This is a genomic window from Mesorhizobium loti R88b, from assembly GCF_013170845.1.
GTDB lineage: Bacteria > Pseudomonadota > Alphaproteobacteria > Rhizobiales > Rhizobiaceae > Mesorhizobium > Mesorhizobium loti_B.
In genome coordinates this window covers 6,419,011-6,443,084 of the sequence record NZ_CP033367.1, presented here as the reverse complement: position 1 = coordinate 6,443,084, position 24,074 = coordinate 6,419,011, and the positions used below count along the sequence as shown (strand labels likewise).

At 62.7% G+C, this 24,074-nt stretch carries 24 protein-coding genes; 19 read left to right on the top strand and 5 right to left on the bottom strand.

Annotated elements, in window-relative coordinates:
• The first annotated feature begins 58 nt into the window (after window positions 1-58).
• The 10 genes from EB235_RS31340 to EB235_RS31295 all read left to right on the top strand — a co-directional run bounded on the left by EB235_RS31340 (window position 59) and on the right by EB235_RS31295 (window position 9,372).
• Window positions 59-895: an alpha/beta fold hydrolase gene (locus tag EB235_RS31340; protein WP_027033555.1), complete on the top strand. Its 837-nt coding sequence runs from the start codon at window positions 59-61 to the stop codon at window positions 893-895.
• 43 nt (window positions 896-938) lie between these two features.
• Window positions 939-2,078, top strand: coding sequence for an FAD-dependent oxidoreductase (locus EB235_RS31335; protein WP_027033556.1), 1,140 nt, complete (start codon window positions 939-941; stop codon window positions 2,076-2,078).
• A gap of 69 nt (window positions 2,079-2,147) precedes the next feature.
• On the top strand, window positions 2,148-2,741 hold the full coding sequence (locus EB235_RS31330) for an amino acid synthesis family protein (RefSeq protein ID WP_027033557.1): 594 nt from the start codon (window positions 2,148-2,150) through the stop codon (window positions 2,739-2,741).
• 30 nt (window positions 2,742-2,771) lie between these two features.
• Window positions 2,772-3,230: a YbhB/YbcL family Raf kinase inhibitor-like protein gene (locus EB235_RS31325; RefSeq protein ID WP_027033558.1), complete on the top strand. Its 459-nt coding sequence runs from the start codon at window positions 2,772-2,774 to the stop codon at window positions 3,228-3,230.
• 71 nt (window positions 3,231-3,301) lie between these two features.
• Window positions 3,302-4,024, top strand: a complete 723-nt coding sequence (locus EB235_RS31320) for a class II aldolase/adducin family protein (RefSeq protein ID WP_027033559.1) — start codon at window positions 3,302-3,304, stop codon at window positions 4,022-4,024.
• A 110-nt stretch (window positions 4,025-4,134) separates the two neighbouring features.
• The gene (locus EB235_RS31315; protein ID WP_027033560.1) at window positions 4,135-5,766 is read left to right on the top strand and encodes a GMC family oxidoreductase; all 1,632 of its coding nucleotides are present in this window, start codon (window positions 4,135-4,137) and stop codon (window positions 5,764-5,766) included.
• Window positions 5,763-6,692 carry a 5-formyl-3-hydroxy-2-methylpyridine 4-carboxylate 5-dehydrogenase gene (fhmpcd1, locus tag EB235_RS31310; RefSeq protein WP_027033561.1) on the top strand — a complete coding sequence of 310 codons (930 nt, stop codon included), beginning with the start codon at window positions 5,763-5,765 and terminating at the stop codon, window positions 6,690-6,692. Before EB235_RS31315 ends, fhmpcd1 begins: the two co-directional genes overlap by 4 nt.
• A 2-nt stretch (window positions 6,693-6,694) precedes the next feature.
• Window positions 6,695-7,528 carry an ABC transporter ATP-binding protein gene (locus tag EB235_RS31305; RefSeq protein ID WP_027033562.1) on the top strand — a complete coding sequence of 278 codons (834 nt, stop codon included), beginning with the start codon at window positions 6,695-6,697 and terminating at the stop codon, window positions 7,526-7,528.
• Window positions 7,525-8,340 (top strand): ABC transporter permease, encoded by an 816-nt coding sequence (locus tag EB235_RS31300; RefSeq protein WP_027033563.1) that lies wholly within the window; start codon window positions 7,525-7,527, stop codon window positions 8,338-8,340. The genes EB235_RS31305 and EB235_RS31300 overlap by 4 nt, the downstream gene beginning before the upstream one ends.
• 21 nt (window positions 8,341-8,361) lie before the next feature.
• Window positions 8,362-9,372 carry an ABC transporter substrate-binding protein gene (locus tag EB235_RS31295; protein WP_027033564.1) on the top strand — a complete coding sequence of 337 codons (1,011 nt, stop codon included), beginning with the start codon at window positions 8,362-8,364 and terminating at the stop codon, window positions 9,370-9,372.
• 38 nt (window positions 9,373-9,410) lie between these two features.
• Here the strand turns inward: EB235_RS31295 and EB235_RS31290 are convergent, their stop codons facing one another.
• Entirely contained in the window at window positions 9,411-9,836 is a 426-nt protein-coding gene (locus EB235_RS31290) for a hypothetical protein (protein ID WP_027033565.1), read from the bottom strand.
• Between the two features lie 100 nt (window positions 9,837-9,936).
• Between EB235_RS31290 and EB235_RS31285 the strand changes: the two genes are divergently transcribed.
• The 7 genes from EB235_RS31285 to pldH all read left to right on the top strand — a co-directional run bounded on the left by EB235_RS31285 (window position 9,937) and on the right by pldH (window position 17,489).
• Window positions 9,937-10,965, top strand: a complete 1,029-nt coding sequence (locus EB235_RS31285; protein ID WP_027033566.1) for a putative B6 ABC transporter substrate-binding protein — start codon at window positions 9,937-9,939, stop codon at window positions 10,963-10,965.
• A gap of 76 nt (window positions 10,966-11,041) precedes the next feature.
• A complete protein-coding gene (locus EB235_RS31280) occupies window positions 11,042-12,610 on the top strand; it encodes a putative B6 ABC transporter ATP-binding protein (RefSeq protein WP_027033567.1) in 1,569 nt (522 codons plus the stop codon).
• Window positions 12,607-13,704 carry a putative B6 ABC transporter permease subunit 2 gene (locus EB235_RS31275; protein WP_027033568.1) on the top strand — a complete coding sequence of 366 codons (1,098 nt, stop codon included), beginning with the start codon at window positions 12,607-12,609 and terminating at the stop codon, window positions 13,702-13,704. The genes EB235_RS31280 and EB235_RS31275 overlap by 4 nt, the downstream gene beginning before the upstream one ends.
• Window positions 13,705-13,707: 3 nt before the next feature.
• Window positions 13,708-14,643 carry a putative B6 ABC transporter permease subunit 1 gene (locus EB235_RS31270; protein WP_027033569.1) on the top strand — a complete coding sequence of 312 codons (936 nt, stop codon included), beginning with the start codon at window positions 13,708-13,710 and terminating at the stop codon, window positions 14,641-14,643.
• Window positions 14,644-14,692: 49 nt separating this feature from the next.
• Complete coding sequence (gene pldA, locus EB235_RS31265) at window positions 14,693-15,499, top strand: 4-pyridoxolactonase (RefSeq protein WP_027033570.1); 807 nt, start codon at window positions 14,693-14,695, stop codon at window positions 15,497-15,499.
• 26 nt (window positions 15,500-15,525) lie between these two features.
• A complete protein-coding gene (ppaT, locus tag EB235_RS31260) occupies window positions 15,526-16,704 on the top strand; it encodes a pyridoxamine--pyruvate transaminase (RefSeq protein ID WP_027033571.1) in 1,179 nt (392 codons plus the stop codon).
• Between the two features lie 38 nt (window positions 16,705-16,742).
• Window positions 16,743-17,489 (top strand): pyridoxal 4-dehydrogenase, SDR-type, encoded by a 747-nt coding sequence (gene pldH / locus EB235_RS31255; RefSeq protein WP_027033572.1) that lies wholly within the window; start codon window positions 16,743-16,745, stop codon window positions 17,487-17,489.
• A 155-nt stretch (window positions 17,490-17,644) separates the two neighbouring features.
• Here pldH and EB235_RS31250 read toward each other — a convergent pair whose 3' ends face one another.
• Window positions 17,645-18,487 carry a LysR substrate-binding domain-containing protein gene (locus EB235_RS31250; protein WP_027033573.1) on the bottom strand — a complete coding sequence of 281 codons (843 nt, stop codon included), beginning with the start codon at window positions 18,485-18,487 and terminating at the stop codon, window positions 17,645-17,647.
• Window positions 18,488-18,535: 48 nt separating this feature from the next.
• On the opposite strand from EB235_RS31250, the gene EB235_RS31245 reads away from it, so the two are divergent.
• Window positions 18,536-19,582 (top strand): bile acid:sodium symporter family protein, encoded by a 1,047-nt coding sequence (locus EB235_RS31245; RefSeq protein ID WP_027033574.1) that lies wholly within the window; start codon window positions 18,536-18,538, stop codon window positions 19,580-19,582.
• A gap of 214 nt (window positions 19,583-19,796) precedes the next feature.
• Here EB235_RS31245 and EB235_RS31240 read toward each other — a convergent pair whose 3' ends face one another.
• Both EB235_RS31240 and EB235_RS31235 read right to left on the bottom strand, forming a co-directional pair.
• Window positions 19,797-20,576, bottom strand: a complete 780-nt coding sequence (locus EB235_RS31240) for an alpha/beta hydrolase (protein WP_027033575.1) — start codon at window positions 20,574-20,576, stop codon at window positions 19,797-19,799.
• A gap of 250 nt (window positions 20,577-20,826) precedes the next feature.
• Entirely contained in the window at window positions 20,827-21,474 is a 648-nt protein-coding gene (locus EB235_RS31235) for a MarR family winged helix-turn-helix transcriptional regulator (RefSeq protein ID WP_027033576.1), read from the bottom strand.
• A gap of 118 nt (window positions 21,475-21,592) precedes the next feature.
• Here EB235_RS31235 and EB235_RS31230 point away from each other — a divergent pair, with 118 nt between their 5' ends.
• A complete protein-coding gene (locus EB235_RS31230; protein WP_032925957.1) occupies window positions 21,593-23,122 on the top strand; it encodes an MDR family MFS transporter in 1,530 nt (509 codons plus the stop codon).
• A gap of 30 nt (window positions 23,123-23,152) precedes the next feature.
• Here EB235_RS31230 and EB235_RS31225 read toward each other — a convergent pair whose 3' ends face one another.
• Window positions 23,153-24,010, bottom strand: a complete 858-nt coding sequence (locus EB235_RS31225; protein ID WP_027033578.1) for a LysR family transcriptional regulator — start codon at window positions 24,008-24,010, stop codon at window positions 23,153-23,155.
• Window positions 24,011-24,074 lie beyond the last annotated feature (64 nt).

Below are 24,074 nucleotides of genomic sequence, written 5' to 3'. Positions count from 1 at the left end.
GACGGCCCCCCGGCTGATATGATCCTTTTGCTGGAGACGGGCAGCGGAGGCGAGGATCATGGACATGGCGGCGGACACACCTTCCGACCACTTCATCTCGCACCGCGTCGACATTGACCGCATCACTTTGAACGTGCGCGAGACGGGCAACGGCCCGCTGATGCTGTTCTTCCACGGCATCACCTCCAACTCCGCCGTCTTCACGCCGTTGATGGCTCGGCTGTCGGATCGGTTTACGACCATAGCGGTTGACCAGAGGGGGCATGGCCGCAGCGACAAGCCGGATACCGGCTACGAGGCGAATGACTACGCGGACGACATCGCCGGCCTGATACGCACGCTCGATCGAGGCCCTGCAATCCTCGTCGGGCATTCGCTCGGTGCGCGAAATTCCGTCACGGCAGCGGCGAAATACCCGGATCTGGTGCGGTCGGTCGTCGCCATCGACTTTACGCCTTACATCGAGACTGAAGCGTTGGATGCGTTGGAAGCGCGCGTGAATGCAGGCAGCCAGCTCTTCGAGAATGTAAAGGCCGTCGAAGCATACCTCGCCGGCCGCTATCCGAACATTCCCGTCGACGCCATCAAGATCAGGGCTCAGAGCGGCTATCAGTCGGTCGATGGCGGATTGCGTCCATTGGCCTCGCCTGCGGCCATGGCCCAGACCGCCAAAGGCCTGCGAGCGGACCTGGTGCCTGCTTACCGGGACGTGACGAAGCCCGTCCTCATCGTCCGGGGCGAAACGAGCAAATTGGTGTCAGCGGCGGCGCTGGCCATGACAAGCCAGTTGCGACCGGATCTGCCGGTCGTCGTCGTTCCGGGTGCTGACCATTACGTCAACGAGGTCTCTCCCGAGATCACGCTGAAAGCCATCACCAACTTCATAGACGCCTGACGGCCACACGGGCCGCCTTCTTGTACGCAGCAGGATCCAGAGAATGTCCAATTTAAACAAAGTCCCGGGCAAGACGCGTCGTGCCGAGGTTGCCGGCGGCGGCTTTGCCGGCCTGACGGCCGCCATCGCTCTGAGGCAGAATGGTTGGGATGTCAGGCTGCACGAAAAGAGCTCCGAGCTGCGGGCATTCGGCGCAGGCATCTATCTCTGGCACAATGGTCTTCGCGTGCTCGAAGGGCTGGGCGCTTTGGACGAGGTTCTCCAGGGCTCGCACACGCCTCCGACCTACGAGACCTGGATGCACAACAAGTCGGTTTCCAAAGAGACGTTCAACGGGCTCCCCTGGCGCATCATGACTCGCAGCCATCTGCACGATGCCCTGGTCAATCGGGCCCGTGCCGTGGGTGTCGACATAAGCGTCAATTCCGAAGCGGTCGCCGCCGATCCGGAAGGCCGCCTGACGCTTAACAGCGGCGAGGTTCTCGAAGCCGACTTGATCGTCGGCGCCGATGGCGTTGGCTCCAAGGTCAGGGATTCCATCGGCTTCAAACAGGATCGCTGGGTTTCGAAAGATGGTCTCATCCGGCTGATCGTCCCGCGCATGAAGAAGGATCTTGGTCATGGCGAATGGGACAACACCATCGACATGTGGAACTTCTGGCCGCGTGTGCAGCGCATTCTCTACTCGCCCTGCAATGAGAATGAGCTCTATCTGGGTTTGATGGCTCCGGCCGCTGATCCCCGAGGATCCGCCGTTCCGATCGATCTCGAAGTCTGGGTCGAGATGTTTCCGTTCCTGGAGCCATGCCTGATCGAGGCGGCCAAGCTGAAAACCGCCCGCTACGACAAGTACGAAACGACCAAGCTGGATAGCTGGACAAGAGGCAAGGTCGCCCTTGTGGGCGATGCCGCGCATGCGATGTGCCCGGCACTTGCCCAGGGCGCCGGTTGCGCGATGGTCAACGCCTTCAGCCTGTCGCAGGATCTGGAGGAAGGCGCTTCGGTCGAAGATGCGCTGGTCGGGTGGGAAAAGCGCATTCGCCCGATCACCGATCGCTGCCAGGCCCTGTCTGGCGACTACGCGGCGAACCGCTCGCTTTCGAAGGGAAACATGTTCACGCCGGCGGCACTGGAAGCTGCCCGCTACGATCCGCTGCGCCGTGTCTTCTCATGGCCGCAGTAGCGCCGGACAGGCCGGTCAACGAATTAATCGGCGCGCGCGAGAACAGCGCGCTCCTTTCAGGAGATTGAGATGAGTTATTCCAGTGAAGTCGAACGCGATTACGATGTCAGGGGATGGTATTCCTCGGTCCAGGAAAGCCGGCATGACGGCGGCACACCTGGCGAGACCCTCATCAAGGTCGCGACAGGCGTTGTCATACGCAATCCCTTCGCCGGAAAGTTCGTCGCCGAACTGTCCGAGCTGACGGCTCCGAGTTCGGCCATTGGTCATGCGCTTGGCGAGCGCGCCGTGGCGCTGCTCGGCAACAGGCCGGTCGAAAGCTATGGCAAGGGCGGCATCGCGGGTACGTCAGGCGAACAGGAGCATGTCGTCGCTTGCATCACCACGGTGTTCGGAGACCCGCTGCGCCAGCAGGTGGGCGGCGGCAAGGCCTGGATCTCGTCGGTCAGCAAGGTTGCGGTCGCCGGCACCATCATCGATATCCCGCTTGCCCACAAGGACGAGCTCTACATCCGTTCCCACTATGATGCCGTCACCTTTTCCGTGCCGGATGCCCCGCGCCCGGACGAGCTTTTGATCTGCGTCGCCGTCGCATCGGGTCCGCGCGTGCATCAGCGCGTCGGGGGCAAATCCGTCGCCGACCTCAAGGCCGCAGCTATCTAGTTCGATCGAAATTTCTGAAGGACGAATTTCATGCCCCTGAATATCAAGGACCTCAAGATTACCTCAGTGGACTTCCAGCCGCTGGGGAAATTGCGCGACGAACACGCGGGCGACAAGGGCAACGTACTGCCAAGGCTTAAGGTCAGTGGCGTCCCGGCCGGCACCAAAGAACTCGCGGTCATCTGCCACGATCCGGACGCGCCGCTCGCCAACGGTTTCACGCATTGGGTCGTCTACGGCATCGATCCCTCGGCCACCGACCTTTCGGACGCGCAGGAGAAGTTCCGCGTCGGTCCCAACGGTGCCGGCCACAAGCAGTATTACGGGCCGCAGCCGCCCGCTGGCCATGGAGAACATCACTACTACTTCTGGGTTTATGCCCTGGACACCAAGGTCGAAGATACGCCCACCCGGGAGGAGTTCCTGCAGAAATATGCCGGCAACATCATCGAGCAGAACCGGATCGTCGGCATCTACGAAAACAAGTGAAATCCGCGGGCACTGGCGACCGATAACAACAACAAGAATGGCCGCCATCACCGTAATGGGAGAATTTGGAAATGACAGACAACAGCCCAGCGCGTCAGCAGGTCTTCGAGGAGCTCGTCACGGCAACGAAGATCCTTCTGAACGAAGGTATCCTGGATACGTTTGGGCACATCAGCGCCCGTGACCCCGAGGATCCCGAAAGCTTCTTCCTGGCGCAGAAGCTTGCTCCGAGCCTGATAACGGCCGGCGACATGCAGCGTTTCAACCTCGACGGAGAAACCTCGGACAACCGGCCGTCTTACCTGGAGCGCTATATCCACAGCGAAATCTACAAGGCACGGCCTGACGTCCAGTGCGTGCTCCACAGCCATTCTCCGGCTGTCCTGCCTTACTGCTTCACCGACCAGCCGCTACGGCCTGTGACCCATATGGGGGCTTTCCTCGGCGACGCCGTCCCAGTCTACGAAATACGCGACAAGCAGGGAGACGAGACCGATCTCTTTGGCGGCAGCCGGAGCGTCTGTGCGGACATCGCTGAAAGCCTCGGGACCTATCCCGTCGTGCTCATGGCGCGGCACGGCGTCGTCAATGTAGGCACTTCTGTCCGGCAGGTGGTGTTCCGGGCATTCTATCTTGAACAGGAGGCGGCGGCGCAGACCGCCGGCCTGCGGATCGGCAACATCAAGTATCTGTCGCCTGGCGAAATCAAGGCTGCAGGAAATCTCGTCGGTGCCCAGATCGACCGTGGATGGGATCACTGGTCGCAGCGCCTCAGGGAAAAGGGCCTGGCCTAGCGCCAGTGCGTCTTTGAACATCCTTGGAAAGGGCTCGGTCCCTGCCAAGGTATCCGGCCCCGGTCCTCAAATTTTGCGGGGCCAGAGTGTCAGGCGAAAGCAGTAGAACCATGCCGCACGCGGAAAGTTACGATTACATCATCGTTGGAGCCGGATCGGCCGGTTGCGTGCTCGCCAACCGGCTGAGCGCCGACCCGAAATGTTCGGTGTTGTTGCTGGAAGCCGGTGGCTGGGACCGCGATCCCATGATCCATATACCACTTGGCTGGGGCAAGATCCTGACCGAGCGGCGCCATGACTGGATGTATTTCTGCGAGCCGGAAGACAATGTCGGCGGACGCCGGGTCGAATGCGCGCGCGGCAAGGTTATCGGCGGATCATCGTCCACCAACGCCATGGCCTATGTGCGGGGCAATCGCGGTGACTACGATCGTTGGGCAGCCACGGGGCTCAGCGATTGGTCCTATGACAAAGTGCTGCCCTATTTCCGCAAGCAAGAAAGCTGGGAAGGCGGCGAGAACCAGTATCGTGGCGGCAAGGGTCCGGTCAGCACCCAGTTCTGCCGCTACAAGGACACGCTGATCGAAGCCTTTGCACAAGCCAGCGTTGACGCCGGTTACGACCAGACGAAAGATTATAATGGCGAGCGGCAGGAAGGGTTCGGCCGCCTTCAGATGACGATTTCAAAAGGCCGGCGTTCTTCGACCGCGACAGCCTATCTGCGACCGGCGCTGAAGCGGCCCAACCTGACCGTTCTGACGGAAGCGAGCGCGACCAGGATCGTGCTGGAGGGCGCGCGCGCCACCGGCGTCACCATCAACCATCGCGGAGCCGAACGCACGGTTCTCGCCCGCAAGGAAGTGTTGCTCTCCGGCGGCGTCATCAACACGCCCCAACTCATGATGCTGTCGGGCATAGGCGCGCAGGATGAGCTTGCCGCCCACGGTATCCAGACGCGGGTCAACCTGCCCGCGGTCGGCAAGAACCTGCAGGATCACGTCTCGGTCATCCTCATGTACCGGCGCCGGGCTCCGGGCGGCCCGTTCCTGCGCAACATGCGTGCCGACCGGATCGGGTTGGACTTCGTCAAGACCTACCTCACCGGACGCGGTTTTTCCGGCGATGTGCCCGGCGGTGTTGTTGCTTTCCTGAAGAGCGGCCCGGCGCGGCCGTTGCCTGACGTGCAATTGCTCTTCACGGCGGCTCCGCTCGCGGCATGGCCCTATTTCAAGCCGTTCAAGGCGCCTTTTGCGGACGGCTTCGCAACGCGCATCGTGGCGACACAGCCTGAAAGCCGCGGAGCCGTGAAATTGGCATCCGCCGATCCCTCCGCGGCGCCCCTGATCCACCAGAATTTCCTGGCCTCGCCGAAGGATTGGGAGTCGCTGCGGGCGGGCTTCCGGGTCGCGCGCGATCTCGCGGCGCAGCCCTCCATGCAGCCCTTCATCGAGGCCGAGTTCTTTCCCGGCCCGAAATGCCAGAGCGACGACGAGATCGACGAGCATATCCGCAAGACCTCGATCACCGTGCATCATCCGGCCGGGACCTGCCGGATGGGGGCCGATGAAGCCTCGGTCGTCGACCCGCAATTGCGCGTTCGCGGCGTCCAGGGTCTCAGAGTGGTGGACGCTTCCGTCATGCCCGACCTGGTCTGCGGAAACATCAATGCGGCAGTGATCATGATCGCCGAGAAGGCCGCCGACCTCATCGCCAGTTCGAAAGAAAGCAGGGCAGTGTCATGATCCAGCGTATCGCCATCATCGGTATGGGCACGATGGGTCCGGGCATGGCCGCCCGGCTCGCCAGGGGCGGCCTTCAGGTCGTCGCCTACGACGTTGCCCCGGCAGCGATCGAGCGCGCGCAAACCATGCTGGGCGTGGCCGAGACCGTTCTCGATTCCCTCGGTATCGCGCCGCCGCCGGCCGGCGTTGGTGGGATTCGCTTCACCGACGACATCGGCGATGCGGTGTCCGGTGCCGACCTCGTCATCGAGAACGTTCCTGAAAACATTTCGATCAAGGCCGACGTCTATCATGCGATCGACGGCCTGATCGCGTCGGACACGATCGTCGCGTCCGACACGTCGGGTATCCCGATCACCAAGCTGCAGGCGCATATCTCGCATCCCGAGCGGATGGTGGGCATGCACTGGTCGAACCCGCCGCACATCATCCCGATGATCGAGGTGATCGCCGGCGAGAAGACGGCGCCGCAAACCGTGGCTGTCATCCGCGACCTTATCCGCTCCATCGGCTTGCTGCCGGTGGTGGTGAAGAAGGATGTTCCGGGCTTCGTCGAAAACCGCGTCCTCTATGCGCTGCTGCGCGAGGCGGTCGACCTTGTCGAGCGCGGCGTCATCGATCCTGAAGATCTCGACACCTGCGTGTCGTGGGGCATCGGCTACAAGATCGCCGTGATCGGGCCGATGGCGCTGCTCGATATGGCGGGCCTCGATATCTACAAATCCGTCTCCTCTTTCCTCAACGCGGATCTCTCCAATCGCGGCGATGTCGCGCCGATGGTGCTGGAAAAGACCAATGCATCGAAGTTCGGCATCAAGTCGGGCGAGGGCATGTTCTCCTATACGCCTGAGCAGACCAAGGCTCTGCAAGGCGAACGGGCCCGCAAGCTCGTTGCCGTGCGGCGCATCCTGGAGGGCCGGGAGTAGCCATGCGCATGGAACCCATTCGAGCTGCAGGCGGCCGGCCAGCCCATATCCGCCACGATGACGACCTGATCTCCGTCAAGGGCGTTTCGGTCGTCATGGCCAGGCAACTGGTGCTGCAGAACATCGATCTTGCGATACCTAAGGGGTCGTTCGTCTCCCTCATCGGTCCTTCCGGCTGCGGCAAGAGCACCTTGCTCAAGGTTCTGGCCGGGCTGGTCAATCCGACCAGCGGGAGCGTTTCGATCGCCGGGCTTTCACCCGTCGAGGCGGCGCGCAAGCGCATGATCGGCCTCGTCTTCCAGGATGCCAACCTGCTTCCCTGGAAGAACGCCGTCGACAACGCATCGATGCTGCTTGGCATCGCCGATAAGTCGCTCTCGCGCGCCGATTTGCGGGCGCGTGGGCAGGAGATGTTGGAGCTCGTGGGGTTAGGCGACAGCGCCCATAAGCGCCCCAACGAATTGTCCGGCGGCATGCGCCAGCGCGTTGCTATCGCGCGGGCCCTGGCGCTCGATCCGGCGGTGCTGCTGATGGACGAGCCTTTCGGCGCGCTCGACGCCATAACCCGCGACCAGATGGGCCAGTCGCTGCTGGAGATCTGGCAGCGCACCGGCAAGACCATCGTGCTCGTCACCCATTCCATAGACGAAGCCATCCACCTGTCGCGCCATGTCCACGTGATGGGGATCAAGCCCGGACGGATCACCGAGAGCCTTGACATCGGTCTGCCCTATCCGCGCGATCTGTCGGTCACGGAAGATCCGGAGTTCGTCAGGCTGGTGGTTCAACTGCGTGTGATGCTGCGCGCCAGCCACCAACCGGGAGGCACGCCGTGAGCGATCAGCCCATCACCAATCTCTCCGAGCCGCGGCTTGCCACCAACTGGGCCGCGGCGACAGGCAGCTGGCTGCCGGCGGTCATCCTTCTGCTGGCGACGATCATCGTGTGGGAAGCCGTGGTGCGGATCTTCGCCATATCCACCTTCATCATTCCGGCCCCGTCCGAGATCGCGCAATCGCTGGTCGCGCAATGGGCAACGCTGATGCAGGCGACACTGGTGACGGCAGGCGAGATCCTGTTCGGATTCGTCGTCTCTGTGGTGGTCGGCATTGCCATTGCGCTGGTCATCGTGCGCTTCGACTGGCTGGGGCGAGCGCTTTATCCGCTGGTGGTGCTGTTCCAGAATGTGCCCAAGGTGGCACTGGCGCCGATCTTCATCCTCTGGTTCGGCTACGGGCTTGCGCCCAAGATCGGTCTGATCCTGGTCATCGCCTTCTTCCCGGTGACATTGTCGATGCTGGCGGGCATGCAGTCGGTCGACCGCTCGCTGCTGTCACTGATGAACTCGGTCGGCGCCAGCCAGACCCAGATCCTGTTCAGGATCCGCGTCCCGCATTCGCTGCCGAACCTGATGGCTGGAACCAAGATCGCCGCGACGCTCAGCGTCATCGGCGCCATCGTCGGCGAATTCGCCGGCGCCTCGGACGGGCTCGGCTACGTCATCCAGTTCGCTTCAACCCAACTCGACACGGCACTGGTCTTCGCGGCGCTGCTGCTCGTTTCGGTGCTGGGCATCGCCTTCTACTACGCCGCCGAGATTCTCGAACGCATCGTGGTGCCGTGGGCACCGAAATTCAGCCGGGCCTAGGTCCCCAGGAAGGATAGAACAATGCTCAGACGCTCATTCATCAAGGCAGCCACGCTCGCAGCATTTGCCGGCGCGCTTGGCTTCTCCACCGCTGCAATGGCGGCGGACAAGGTCAACGTCCAGCTCGACTGGGTGGTGCGCGGCAACCACGCCATGTTCTTCGTCGGCAAGGAAAAAGGCTTCTTCGCCAAGAACGACATCGACGTGACCGAGATCCGCAAGGGTTCCGGTTCGCCGGACGCCATGCGGCTGGTGGGTAACGGGAACGCGGATTTCGGTTTCGGCGATCTTCCCACGCTGGCTGTCGCGCGGTCGCAGAATGTACCTGTCGTGGCGGTGGCCGCCGTCAACCAGCATTCGCCGCTGGCGATCATGTCGCTGGCCAAGACGGTGAAGCTCACCAAGCCGGCCGATCTCAAGGGTCTCACCATCGGTATTCATCCGGCCGGTTCGACCTACCTCTTCTTCAAAGGCTTCCTGGCGGCCAATGGCCTGACCGAAAAGGACATGACACTGAACAGCGTCTCGCCGCCCTATGAAAGCTACCTGCTCCTGGGCCGCGTTCAGACGGTGATCGGCTATGTCGATGCCGAGGTTCCCGAACTGGAGGCCAAGGCCGGCGGTCCCGGCTCGCTCAGCATCATGTTGGGCGCCGATTACGGCTGGAAGGCCTACGGCTCGGGCCTCTTCACCTCGCAGGCGATGATCAAGGACAAGCCCGACGTCGTCGCCCGCTTCGTCAAGGGCTACAGGGAGGCTTTCGACTATGTCGTGGCGCACCCCGAAGAGGCTGCCGAGATCACTGCCAAGGCAGCACCCGGTTATGCCGACAAGAAGGACGTGCTGCTGGCACAGATCAACGCCGACATCGCGTCGACCTTCACCAGCCCGGACACCAAGGAACACGGTCTTGGCTGGATGACCAAGACGCAGTGGGAGGAAACGCTGAAGACGCTCACCGATCAGGGCGTGCTCAAGACACCTCTCTCGGCGGACGACGTCTTCACCGACACGTTCCTGGCAAACAAGTAAGAGGCGCGGGGTGTTGGGGCGGGCAAATCGATGAGCGCCTACCGGCAGACCAGACTGTCCTGCCCCAGGATGCAGGACACGACGCGCTCGCCTTTCGCCGCATCGGTGCGGTCGAGCGTGATTTGCGCGCGTGTGGCATATGCGCGGCCTGACAGGCCGCACCACAGCCGCTCGACGGGCAGGTTCTCGCGCTTGTCGTTGAGGATCGTGAACGTGCCCGTCTTGGGATCGAACCAGAGTTCGACACGGGCGCTCTTGCCCGGCTCGACCGTGGCGATCCCGGCTGAATACCAGTGGGCGAAGTCGGCATTGCAGGACAAGCCTTCGTTGCCCGCATTCGAAATCGTCAATGGCACCATGTCGAGCCCGTCAGTTCCGGTGCGGACGGTGACATGGTGCAACTCAACCGAATTGGCGAAGGACGTGAACGCCAGCATCACCGGGAGAAAATAACGAATCTTCACTTTGCCTGAGCTCCGTAAGGTGGGTTTGTACAGGCAGTCTATCTCGCTTCCGCGCAATAACAATAAGAATAATGATTGGTCGTCAACCAGAGAGGGTAAAATGTTAAAGCTTCTTAAAAGCAGTGTAAGTGCACTTATATTGAGCGGTGTCTTGCTTGGCGGCGCGTTTGCCGGCGAAGTCAAGTCGATCGCCATCCTGACACCCGAAGAAGGCACGGATTATGGCTGGAACCAGCAAGGCATCGACGCGGCCAAGGCCGCGGGCAAGGCAGCCGGCGTCGAAGTGGTCGTGGCTCAGGGCCTCGGCTATGGTGACGTTCGTCCGACCATGCGGGAACTTGCGTCCGATGGCGCCAGTCTGCTGATCGCGCATGCCAGCGGCTACAACACCTCGGCGCCCGAAATCGCCAAGGAGTTGAAAGTTCCGGTGGCGATCGTCGACACGCCCAACGGCCTGGAGAAGGGCCTCGTCGCCGACTACACGCTGAGCGGCCACCAGGGCGCTTATCTCGCCGGCCGTCTCGCCGCCAAGATGTCGCGCTCGAAGTCGGTTGGCATCGTCGTCTCGGGCGAACCGCCGTCGTGGAATTCGCAATCGGCAGCGTTCGCGCAGGGCGTGAAGGCCGAGAACCCAGCCGTCAAGATCACCTACGCGGTGATCGGGCCGGCCGCCTACAGCGATGCGGCCGGCGGCAAGCGCGTCACCGAAAGCGTGATTGCGTCGGGTGCGGACATCATCTTCGGACAAGGCAACGGTTCGAGCTTCGGCATGCTGCAGGCGGTCGAGACGACCAAGGCAGCCGATGGCGGCAAGGTCTATTTCATCGACGTCATCGGTGACAAGTCGCCGATCGACAAGGGCTTCCTGCTGTCGTCGGTGGTGTGGAACATCGAGCCGGTCTATGCGGCGATGATCGCTGACCTGAAGGCCGACACGTTCGGCACCAAGCACTATGCGATCGGGCTCAAGGACGATTCGGTCAAGTTGCTGAAGACCGCTGCGATCCCGGACAATGTCTGGGCGGAAATCCAGGCGCTGCGCGAAGACGTCATTTCCGGCAAGATCAAGGTCGATCCGGTGTTTGACGCGGCCGCCGTCAGGGCGCTGATGACAAGCGTCGCCCAGTAAGGCGATCAATACAGGCTGCCGGAGGGGTGATCCGTCACCCCTCCAGACCTTTCCCGTTTTTCAGTGCTGGGCCTTCATGAGCAGTTCTTCTTCATCGTCCGGCGACAAGCGCGACATCGTCGCGCTTGAAGGCGTGACCAAACGCTTTCCCGGCATCGTCGCCAATGACAGCATCGACCTGTCGATCCGTCCTGGCGAAGTGCATGTGCTGCTCGGCGAGAACGGCGCGGGAAAATCCACCTTGATCGGCATGTTGTCGGGCCTGCAGCAGCCGGATGAAGGACGCATCCTGGTCGACGGCAAACCGGTGCCGATCACCTCGCCGCGCCATGCGCTTGCGCTCGGCATCGGCACCGTTTTCCAGCATATGATGCTGGTGCCGACACTGACGGTGGCGGAAAATCTGTTGCTTGGCGGCCCGTGGTGGCAGCGACCCAAGACCGAGGAACTGGCGGCGCGCGTCGCCGAGATCACCAGCAGCCTCGGCATCACGGTGAACCTGCAAGCCAAGGTGTCGGAGCTTTCACTTGGCGAGCAGCAACAGGTCGAGATTCTGCGCGCGATGGTCCGCAACAGCCGGTTGCTGATCCTCGACGAATCCACCTCGATGCTGACGCCGAAGGGCATCGATGAACTGGGCGCATTGATGCGTCGTCTGGTGGAGCAGGGGCTTGCCATCGTCTTCATCACCCACAAGCTGAAGGAGGCGGCTGCCTTCGGCGACCGCATCTCGGTGCTGAAGCTAGGACGCAAGGTCGGCGAGATCCCGCCCGAACGCTTTCGCGCGCTGGGCGAGCAGGAGATCATCTCCGAAATCGTGGAATTGATGTTCGGCAAGCAGAAGGACGATCCCGAAGCGGTCGAGCGTCCTGTCCGCACTGTCCGCGCCGATGCCGCTCCGCTGCTTCAGGTCGCGGATCTGGCGGTCGCGCCGACAGACAATGCGCCGGGCCTGTCATCGATCTCCTTCGATATTCTTCCAGGCGAGATTCTGGGCATCGCTGGCATCGACGGCAACGGGCAAAAGCAGTTGGCCGAAGCCTTGGCCGGCCAGCGCGCGGCGACCGGCGGTTCGGTGCGGCTGGAAGGCGCGGCAATAGAGGCCCTGAGCGTCGGCGAACGCCGCCAGCGCGGCCTTCGCTACCTGACCGACGACCGGCTGGGCGAAGGCACGGTCGGCACCTTCCCGGTCTCGATCAACTTCTTCCTCAAACAGGTCGGCGCGGCTCCGTTCTGGCGCAACGGCGTCGAACAGCGTGCCGAGATCGACAAGCGCGCCGCCCAGCTGGTGCGCGAGTATGATGTGCGCACGCCCAGCCTGAAGACGCCGGTCGCGCGGCTGTCCGGCGGCAATATCCAGAAGGTGCTGCTGGCGCGCGAACTGGCCGAAGGCGCGAAAGTGGTGATCTTCAACAAGCCGACCTACGGTCTCGATCTCGCCAACACATTGGCGTCGCGCCAGCGCATCCGCGACACGGCGGCGCGTGGCCTCGCCGTGCTGCTCATCTCCACCGACCTCGAGGAGTTGCTCAGCATGTGCGACCGCATCGCTGTCATTGCCAACGGAGCGCTCGTCGGCACTGTCGGCAATGCCGACGATGCACGAACCAAGGTCGGTCGCCTGATGATCGGACTTGCGGCATGAGCATCGACACCGCACCCACCGCCAGTGCAACCGCGCTCGATGCCACGAGTGCGGCGGCGACGCGCCGCGACATACTGCGTCGGCTACTGATGACGCTCGGCCCGATCCTCATCGCTCTCATCATCGCCGGCTGCATCCTGCTTGCCGTCGGCGTCGATCCGCTCGCCTATTATGGCTACGTGCTGGAAAAAGGCCTGTTCTCGCCGCTCGGCATCCAGCAGACGCTGACGCGCATGGCGCCGCTGCTGTTCCTTGCCGCCGGCCTCATCGTGGCCTTTCGAGCCGGCATGTGGAATCTCGGCGGCGACGGACAGTTCCTGCTTGGCGCGGTGACGGCGGCCGCCAGTGCCCCCGTGTTCGTTGAGATCATGCCGGCTTGGCTGGCGCTGTTCTGTTCGTTCCTGATCGCCATGGTTGTGGCGATGATCTGGTCGCTCGTTCCGGCGCTGTTGCGAGCCTATCAGGGCGTCAACGAGATCATCACCACGCTGATGATGACGTTCCTCGGCACATCGTTCGCCAACGTCCTCGTCAAACTGGCGTTTCGCGATCCCTCCACGACCGTGCCGCAAACCCGCACGCTGCCGGTGGAAGATCGGCTGCCGCGCCTGTTCGACACGACCATCACCAGCGGCCTGCTGCTTGGGCTGGCGACGATCATCATCGTGCATCTGGTGATGACGCGCACGGCGTTCGGGCTGAAATTGCGGATCGTCGGCGCCAATCCGCGCGCCGCGGTTCATTCAGGGCTCGGCGTGCCGGGCCTGACCGTCGCCGTCTTCGCCATTTCCGCGGGGCTCGCTGGCCTTGCCGGCGCCGTCGACATCATTGGGGTGCAAGGCAATGTCCGGGCCGACTGGAACCCCGCCTATGGGCTGGCGGTCATTCCAGCCGTGTTCCTTGCCCGCATGAACGGCTTTGCCGCGATCGGTTTCGTGTTCCTGCTTTCGGTGCTCTCGATCGGCGGCGAGAGCGCCGCACGGCGGCTTGGCGTGCCCAACACTTTCACGCTGGTGCTGGTTTCCATCGTGCTGATCGTGCTCGCACTCGCCGAGTATGTCGATCACCGCTATCATCAGTCCAGAAAGGCCTGACGCATGACCGGGCTCTTCAGCGAAGTCTTTCTCAGCGCGCTGCTGTTCGGTGCTGTCACCGCGGCGATCCCGTTGCTGCTTGCCGGGCTTGGCGAGCAGATGTCGGAAAAGGCCGGTGTGCTCAACATCGGCATCGAAGGCATGATGCTGGCCGGCGCCTATCTCGGCTTCGTCGGCGCCTTCTATTCCGGGTCGCTGTGGCTGGGGTTCCTCGCTGGTGCTGCCGGCGGCGTGGCGGTGGCGCTGGTCATGGCGCTGCTCTGCGTGCGCATCGGGCTGAACCAGATCGTCATCGGCATCGCGCTGACGCTCGGTCTCGAAGGGCTGACGGCGCTGCTGCACCATTTCCAGTTCTCGCGCAGCTATCCCCGCCTGCCGGCGGCGGACGCGACCGTCATTCCGCTGCTGTCGGATATTCCTGTAATTGGGCCCGCCTTCTTCAAGCATCATCTGATCGTCTATCTGGCGGTCGCGCTGGTGTTCGCCATGAGCTACCTCTACCGGCGCACGCAGCTTGGTCTCAATTTGCAGGCCGCCGGCGACAAGCCGGCGGCACTCGATGTCGCCGGCATCGACGTCATCAGGACGCGCACCATCGCGGTGCTGACGACCGGCGCGCTGGCGGGGCTCGGCGGCGCCTATCTCGCCAATGTCGGCGCCGGCCTGTTCATTCCGTTCATCACCAACGGCGCCGGCTTCCTCGGCATCGTGCTCGCCATGCTGGCGCGGGGCCGACCGATCTGGGTGCTGTTCGGCGCCCTCCTGTTCGGTGTCTGCCTGTCGCTGACGACGGCCATGCAGGTGGCCGGCATCAACATACCGACCGACGTCATCCAGATGCTGCCGTTCCTGGCGGTGATGATCATGCTGGTGCTGTTCGGCAGGCGCGCCAGCCTGCCGGCAGCGCTTGGCATTCCTTATGAGCGCGGCGCGCGCTGACAACAATCAGATGCGCGGAAGAGACCCGCGCCAGAAACGGAGGCAAAAAATGTCGGATACCAAGGTCTACCTGCTCGACGGCGGCTCGCTTGTTCTCGACGGCTACCATGTGTTCTGGAATCGCGGCCCGGGTGGCGAAGTGCGCTTTCCCGTTTATTCGATCCTGATCGAGCACACCGAGGGCCGCTTCCTCATCGACACCGGCTACGACTACGACCACGTCATGAAGGTGCTGCCGTTCGAGAAGCCGATCCAGGAAAAACACCAGACCATTCCGGGCGCGCTGGCGCTGCTCAGGCTCGAGCCCAGGGATATCGACGTCGTCGTCAACTCGCATTTCCATTTCGACCATTGCGGCGGCAACAAGTATTTTCCGCACGCCAAGAAGATCTGCCATCGCACGGAGGTGCCGCAGGCCTGCAACCCGCAGCCTTTCGAGCATCTCGGCTATTCCGACCTGAGCTTCTCGGCGGAAGCTGCGGAGGCGCGTGGCGCGACCGCGCAGTTGCTGGAAGGCACGACGCGTGCCAACTCGACCTTCGAGGGCATCGACGGCGACATCGAGCTGGCCAAAGGGGTCAAGCTGATCTCGACGCCTGGCCATTCGATAGGCCATTACAGCTTGCTGGTCGAGTTCCCCAAGCGCAAGCCGATCATGTTCACAATCGACGCGGCCTATACGCAGAAGAGCCTTGAAACGCTGTGCCAGGCGGCCTTCCATATCGACCCGGTCGCGGGCGTCAATTCGATGCGCAAGGTCAAGAAGCTGGCCGAAGACCACGGCGCCGAGCTGATGTACTCGCACGACATGGACAACTTCAAGACCTACAAGACCGGCACCCAGTTCTACGGCTGACCGCCGCCAATCCGGAGACCAAGACCATGCGCTATCTCGAACATGCCGATCCGGTCATTACGCTGACCGCAGGCCCGGTGAATGCCTATCCAGAAGTGCTGCGCGGTCTCTCGCGCACGGTGCTCTACGATTACGACCCGGCGTTCCAGCTCTTTTATGAGAAGGTGGTCGACAAGGCGCAGAAGGCGATGCGGCTGTCCAACAAGCCGCTGATCCTGCATGGCGAGCCGGTGCTGGGCCTCGAGGCTGCCGCTGCCTCATTGATCACGCCGGACGACGTGGTGCTCAACCTTGCCTCCGGCGTCTACGGCAAGGGCTTCGGCTATTGGGCGAAACGCTATTCGCCGCACCTGCTCGAAATCGAGGTGCCCTACAATGAGGCGATCGATCCGCAATCGGTCGCCGACATGCTGAAGGCGCATCCGGAAATCACCATCGTGTCGGTCTGCCATCACGACACGCCGTCGGGCACGATCAACCCGATCGATGCCATCGGTGCGCTGGTTTCGGCGCATGGCGGCTACCTGATCGTCGACGCGGTTTCGTCCTTCGGCGGTATGAAGACGCATCCCGAGGACTGCAAGGCCGACATCTATGTCACCGGCCCCGGCAAGTGTCTTGGCGCGCCGCCGGCACTGACGTTGATGGGCGTCAGCGACCGCGCCTGGGCCAAGATGAAGGCCAACAAGGCAGCACCGCGCGCATCGGTGCTGAGCATCGTCGATTGGGAAAATGCGTGGTCGCGCGACAAGCCGTTCCCGTTCACGCCCTCCGTGGCGGAAGTGAACGGTCTCGATGTCGCGCTGGATCTCTATCTTGCCGAAGGCCCCGAGGCTGTATGGGCGCGTCACGCGCTGACGGCAAAAGCCATGCGTGCGGGCGTCGTCGGCATGGGCCTGTCGATTTGGGCCGCGAGCGACGCGATCGCCTCGCCAAGCACCACGGCCGTGCGCACGCCCGATGGCGTCGACGAGAAGGCGCTGCGGGTCGCGGCGCGCGCCCGTTACGGCGTCGTCTTCTCGTCGGGCCGTGGCGAAACACTCGGGAAGCTGACGCGCATCGGCCATATGGGACCGACCGCCCAGCCGATCTATGCGATCGCCGCGCTGACGGCGCTTGGCGGCGCCATGAATGCGGCCGGCCAGAAGCTTGCGGTCGGCAAGGGCATCGACGCAGCGCTGGCCGCTATCGATGCCGACGCCTGAACAGACATCATCGGATCACGGATTGAGGGAGCATTTTCATGACTGAACGGCTTGCAGAGAAGACGGCGCTGGTTACCGGCGCGGCACAAGGCATCGGCAAGGCGATCGCGGCGCGGCTTGCCGCCGACGGCGCGACCGTCATCGTCAGCGACATCAATGCCGAAGGCGCCAAGGCGGCAGCCGCATCGATCGGCGGCAAGGCGAAGGCGATCGCCGCCGACATTTCCGACCCGGCATCGGTCAAAGCGCTGTTTGGCGAAATCCAGGCGCTGACGGGCGGCATCGACATTCTGGTCAATAATGCCAGCATCGTGCCGTTCATCGCCTGGGACGATGTCGACCTCGACCATTGGCGCAAGATCATCGATGTCAATCTGACGGGCACCTTCATTGTCAGCCGAGCCGGCACCGACCAGATGCGTGCGGCAGGCAAGGCAGGACGGGTGATCAACATCGCATCCAACACCTTCTTTGCCGGCACGCCGAACATGGCTGCCTATGTCGCGGCCAAGGGCGGCGTCATCGGTTTCACCCGGGCGCTGGCGACCGAGCTTGGCAAATACAACATCACGGCGAATGCGGTGACGCCCGGCCTGATCGAGAGCGACGGCGTCAAGGCGAGCCCGCACAATGAGGCGTTCGGCTTCGTCGAGATGCTGCAGGCGATGAAGGGCAAGGGCCAGCCCGAACATATCGCCGATGTCGTATCGTTCCTGGCCAGCGAGGACGCCCGCTGGATCACCGGCCAGACGCTGAATGTCGACGCCGGAATGGTCAGGCACTAGAGCAATTCCAGGAAAAGTGTGAGCGGGTTTTCCGTCCGGAATTGCGGAAAAACAAAGAGTTGCAGCAGCTCACCGTTTCGGTGAAACGGTGAGCTGCTGCAACGAGAGCAATTCCCGGAAAACGGGGACATCTGCCGGCAGTCCTGCGCAGCGGCTCAGCGCAGGGCTTTCACCTTGGCCAGTATATCTTCCGAAAGCGCCGAGACGAGTGCGCGGTCTGCTCCCTTGCTGGGGATCAGGACGAATTCCACATCCTCCAACTGCGGCAGGCTGCCGATTTCCTTCAGGCCCAAAGGCGACATGCTTTGCGGTTGCACCAGCACCCCCATGCCGGCGCGGGCAGCAGCTGTCAGCCCGCTCAGGCTTCCGCAGGTGCAGACAATGCGCCATGGCATGCGGTGCCGCTCGAGCACTTCCAGCGCAATGCTGCGCGTGACGCTCGGCGCGGGGAAGGCAATCAACGGCAAGGCCGCGAGCGACAGAACCTGTTCCGGATCGCGGGCGAGCCAGACAAGCGGCTCGCGATAGACGAGCTGACCACGGCTGTCGCCCAGCCGGCGCTTTGCCAAAACGAGATCGAGTTCGCCATTGTCCTGCATCTCGTAGAGCAGGCCGCTCAGCGCGACCGTCAGTTCAAGATCAACGGATGGGTGAGACCGGACAAAATCCTCCAGCACGACAGGCAGGCGGCTGGCAACCAGGTCCTCGGATACGCCGAGCCTCAGGGTACCACGCAGCTTCTGCGCGGTGAACAGCGCCTGCATCTGCCCCTCTATGGACAACATGGTCCGGGCATGGCCGAGCAGGGCTTCGCCGTCAGGCGTCAGCATCACCTTGTGTGTATCGCGGGCCAGCAACTGCCTGCCAATCGCAGCCTCCAGCTTGCTGATGTGCTGGCTAACGGTGGATTGCCCGAGCCCCAGCCTCTCGGCCGCGAAGGTGAAGCTTCCCATCTGCTGGACGGTGACAAAGCTGCGAAGTTGGACCAAATCGAGCATTGATATCTCAAATTACGATAACTGTTATTCCTTGTATCCTATTTTGCAATGCGCGAAAAGACGGTGCTGCACCCACCCCGGAACGAACATGTCATGCGCCGCTTTCTGCCCGATACTTTTCTGATCTTGCTGCTGTCCACGGTCGCGCTTGCGTCCGTCGTGCCAGCGACCGGGACGTTCGCGAGATGGTTCGCGATCGCCACCAATCTTGCCGTGGCGCTTCTGTTCTTCCTGCATGGTGCGAGGCTCTCGCGCGACGTTGTTATTGCCGGCCTGATGCATTGGCGCCTGCACCTGGTGATTCTTCTGACGACATTTGGCCTGTTCCCGCTGCTGGGCCTGGCGCTTGGCTATCTGCCTGTTTCGATCCTGCCCAAGCCGCTCTACCTGGGCATTCTGTTCCTGTGTGTCCTGCCGTCGACGGTGCAATCCTCGATCGCGTTCACCTCGATGGCCGGTGGAAATGTTCCCGCCGCCATCTGCTCGGCCTCCGCCTCCAACATCTTCGGCATGTTCCTGACACCCTTGCTCGTCGGGCTGCTGTTCTCCATCGGTGGTCATGGCGGATTTTCGTGGGACGCGGTGAGTCAGATCCTTGTGCAGCTGCTCCTGCCCTTTGCGCTCGGACAATTGCTAGAACCCAGGATCGGCAACTGGATACGCTCTCGCAAGACATTGCTGATGCCTGTCGATCGCGGCTCGATCCTGATGGTCGTCTATCTGGCCTTCAGCACGGCCGTCGCCGAGGGGCTGTGGCATATGTTCTCGCTGCGCGACATCGCCGTGGTCGTTGTCGCCGACATGGTGTTGCTCGGCTTGGTGCTTCTGGTCACGACCTATGGCAGCCGGCTTCTCGGCTTCGGCAAGGCCGACCAGATCACGATCACCTTCTGCGGCTCGAAGAAGAGCCTGGCGAGCGGTGTGCCGATGGCGAACGTCATCTTTGCCGGCCAGGGCGTCGGCGCGATCGTCCTGCCGCTGATGCTCTTCCACCAGATACAGCTCATGGTCTGCGCCATGATCGCCCAGAAATATGCCAGGGCGGCAAACCGGCCCGCCGTGCTGAAAGCCGAGCCGACGGCCTCGGTGGCTTAGTTGGGGTTGCGTATTTCGCAATAAGGCTCGCACCGCAGGCCGGCTTAGACGGTCGATCAGATCTTCGCCTCCGACCAGAACATGCCGGCCCATTTCCTCAAGAACGTGAGATGGCCGGCGGGGCTGCTTCAGATCGTTGCTTTTGGCGCAGGCGCGCTCAGCCTCGACAACAGTGGCACCAATTGATGACGCCGCACAGACCCGGCCAACCTCTCTAGCTGAGCTGCCCGGCGGCTTCCAAGATCAACTGGGTGATCTCCTGCGGATGGGAGATCAGTGACAGATGGCTTGCCTTTACCTCGATGATCTTTGCTTTCATGCGCTTTGCCATGAAGCGCTCGAGATCCGGGTTGATCGTGCGATCCTCTGTCGAGACGGCATACCAGCTTGGCTTCGAGCGCCAGGCGGCTTGCGTCGTCTTTCCGGAGAAGAGCCTGTCCGAGATCGGACCCTGCACGGCATAGAGGATGCGCGCCTTCTCGAGAGGAATGCCGCCAGCGAAGCCCCGTAGAAAAGCCTCCTCGCTGAGCTTGCCATAGCCTTCGGACCAGACAAGCCCCGCTGAGGCAGGCGGCGCCGCAAAAGTCTTGGCGAGCGCCGTGTAGTCTTCACCCGCATCCGGCGCGCGAGCCGCGACATAGACAAGCGAGGAAACTTTTGGATCCATCCCAGCCTCGGTGATGATCATGCCGGCAAAGGAGTGTCCGACCAGAATCGTCGGTCCATCCTGGAGCGCGATCGCACGGTGCGTTGCGTCGATGCCCGCTTGCAAGGTGGTCAGCGGGTGCTGGACGACGGTCGCCTTGAGACCGGCTTGCTGCAGCCGGCCAACCACGTCCGACCAGCACGAGCCATCCGCATAGGCTCCATGGACCAGGACGACGTTGCGTATCTTGACGCCTGTCTGCGCGCGCGTCTTGCCGGCGCCGGCCAGTATGCTCGTCGCCGCCCCGGCGACGAGCCCGGTGGAGAAAGTACGCCTGTTGATCATGATCGTGGATTCCTTGAGAAGTTGGCGGGTTCGCGCCGAAGCTTCGACTTGCCAAAGCTTTGGTGGAGGCACCGCAAGATGCTTGCGCGGCGCTCACATCCAGTCTTCGCAGCCTGCCCGGCCTTCGTTACGACCGTCACCGCTTCGTGATCGCTTGCCGCGGGCAGCATCGTTCAGGGGGAAATTCCCTGCGCCTGTCTGCACGGTCGCCCGGCCATTTCGATGTATGGGCGTCCACCCTCCGGCGCTAACCCTATTTCGCGTCGGGCAGCCCGGGCTCCGTCTCGTCCATCATCTGCTTGACGGCATCGGCCGACCTGCTCATCCCCGCGTCGTCGATGGCCCAACCCGCGAAGCGTTCCAGCAGGGCGGCGAACGTCACCAGGTCCTGCTCATCCCATTGCGCCAGTGCGCCAGCGAAGATGCGCCATTTGGTCTGACGCACCGCCGTCACCAGGCGCTCGCTCTTGGCGGTGGGTCTGAGGCAAATGCGTCGGGCGTCGAGTTGCGATGCGACGCGGAAGGCGTAGCCACGCTCGACGAGATCGGCAGAGATGCGGCTGGCGCGGGAGGGGTCGATCCCCATGCGCTCGGCGATGGTGCCGACCGTCACCTCGTCCTGCGGGGTGTCGCTGACAACCGCGCTGAGCGCGATAATCGCGTCGAGATGGCTCACTTCCAGCGAGGGATCGACGCGGGCCAGGATCAAACGACCGAAGTCCCGGCGCTGGACCGAACGGCGCACCTTGGTCATCACCGCATCGATCGCAGCGACGGCCCCGGCCGCCGCTTCGGACATGCCATTGCTGCGCGCCAGGTCGGCGAGGTCCTGGTCGCCTTGTGTCTGGCAAAGAGCTGAAAATCGGTCGGCGCTGCCCGGCCCGGTATCGTTGGTGTTCATGCCATAGCGCGCTAGCAAGAATACATGCTGATGTCAATTGCATGCCAATAGCATATAATTGATGTTGACATATATCTGCTGCAGGCACATAAACCGCGCCCAAACGTCGGAGACATCCATGAGCCTTGACTCAACTCTTCCAGATGCCGCGCCTGTGGAGGCCGGGGCCCGGCCCGATCTCACGACGCTGATCGTCTATTTCGGCGCGCTGATCGCGATGTTCATGGCCACCATCGACATGCAGATCGTCGTCACGGCTTTGCCCACCATTGCCGGCGAACTGGGCAATCTGCATCTGTTCGGCTGGGTAGGCGCCGCCTACCTGCTCTCGACCGCTGCTGTCGCGCCCTTCTACGGCAAACTCGGCGACATGTATGGCCGCAAGAATGTGGTGTTGACGGCGATCACCTTGTTCCTGTTGGGCTCGCTGGTCTGCGGCATGGCATGGTCGATGGAGAGCCTGATCGCGGCGCGCGTCCTGCAAGGTATCGGCGGCGGCGGCCTGATGGTCTCGGCCTTCGCCATGATCGGCGAACTGTTCGGACCGCGCGACCGTGCCAAGTACCAAGGCTACAGTTCGGCGGTGTTCGCGCTGTCGTCGGTGCTCGGCCCGTTGGCGGGCGGCTATATCACAAGCCTGTTCGGTTGGCGCTGGGTGTTCCTGGTCAACCTGCCGATCGGCATCGTCGTGCTGGCGGTGATCGGGTTCGCCATGCGCAGCCGATTCAACGAAAAGAAGCACCGCGTGGACTATCTCGGCGGCTTGCTACTCGCCATCGGCACTACGGCAATCGTCTATTGGGGCTATCATGTGCTCGACCCCGCCGGGCCGGATCTGCTCACCTTCGCGCTGCCGGTGATCGCGGTGGTGGCAATCGCCTCGTTCATCATGGTCGAGCGGCGGGCCGAAGAGCCGATCGTGCCCTTGCGGCTGTTCGACGTTTCGACGGTCCGTATCGTCTCGGGCGTGTCACTGGTCGCAGGCTCGGTGACGCTGGGCATGTTCTTCTATTTCGCGCTCTACATGCAGACGCTCACGGGTCTCAGCCCGGCGGAAGTCGGCTTCCTGTTTCTGCCGGCTTCCGTGACCTCGATGGTCGTCTCGATACTGGCCGGACGGGTGATTGCCGCAACCGGTCGCTACAAATGGATGCCGGTGGTGGCGATGGGCATTGGCGGGCTGCTGATGATTGGCTTTGCCTTCATCAACTCGCACACGCCGATCTGGGTGCTGGCAACGATGATGGGCGTGTTCGGCATCAGCATGGGCCTGCAGTTCCAGGTACTGATGGTGGCGATCCAGGCTGCCGCGCCGCTGCAGGACATCGGCGCGGTGACGTCGCTGATCACGCAGTCGCGGACCATCGGCGCATCGCTGGGGCTGGCGCTGAATGGCGCGGTGATGACCTGGGCGCTGAACCGGCAGACTTCAGAGCTTCCCGCGGATGCCGCCGCGCTGCTGCCGGACGGCCTGACCGGACTCACCCCGCATCTTGCATCGAGCCTGCCGGTCGCGATCCGCGATGTGGTGCTTGGCCACTATTCGAGTGGCTTCAACGTAATGTTCATCTGGGTGGCGGCGCTTTATTTCGTCGCCATGGCGCTGACGCTTCTGCTGGAGGATATACAGATCCCGAAGCGCGGCTGACGCCGGGCAGACGGCCGCCATTCGATCGCCTCAAAGCGACGGAAGAACACTTCGGATGTGGCCCGCAAAGGCCTCGACCGCGGGCGATCGCTCCGAGTCGGCAAAGGCGATCAGAATGCCCAGGTGAGGCAGCTGAGGAAGCGGCGCGTTCAGAATATGGAGGTCGGGCGGGACCGCCTCCTTGGTCATCACGCTGATGGCCAGACCGGACCGCGCGACGGCAATCAATCCGGCGAGGCTGTTGCTGGCATAGGATATCTTGTAGCGCAGCCTGGCACCGGCCATGGCTTCACAAGCCGCCTTGTGGTCCACGGCGTTCGACGCCGACAAAGCCAGCGGAACGGTGTCGCCAAAATCGTAAAGCTCCAGCGACGGCTTGCTGCCCACCCACACCAGCGATTCCGTGCGCACGATATCCTGCGTGTGGTTTGCTTTCGGCGCGGAAACGAGCGCGAGGTCGATCTGGTGCGCGTTGAGAAGCATTCTCAATTCAACCGTTGGTGCCGAGACGACCTTGATCTCGACATCGGGGTACATGGTTCCAAAACTCTTCAGGAGCGCGGGAAAGAACGCGCTGAGATAATCTTCGGGACTGCCGAAAAGGATCGAGCCGTGCAGGCCTTTGTCGGAAAGCGCTGAGATAGCCTCGTCGTGGATTTTAAGAATGCGCTCGGCATAGGCCAGGAAGCGTTCCCCGCTGCCGGTCAGGCGCACGCCACTGCCGCTGCGATGAAACAGGCTCTGGCCGAGAGCCTCCTCGAGCCGCTGGATCTGCATGGTCACTGCTGATTGCGTGCGTCCGACCTGCACCGCTGTCGCGCTCAACGTGCCCGAATGGGCAGCACGAACGAATGTCGCCAGCAGCCTGAGGTCGAGTGGTCCCTGCATATCAATTCCGTTGATATCGGGATCCGATTACTATCAATTTTACTGCACCCGCACCATCGGCTAA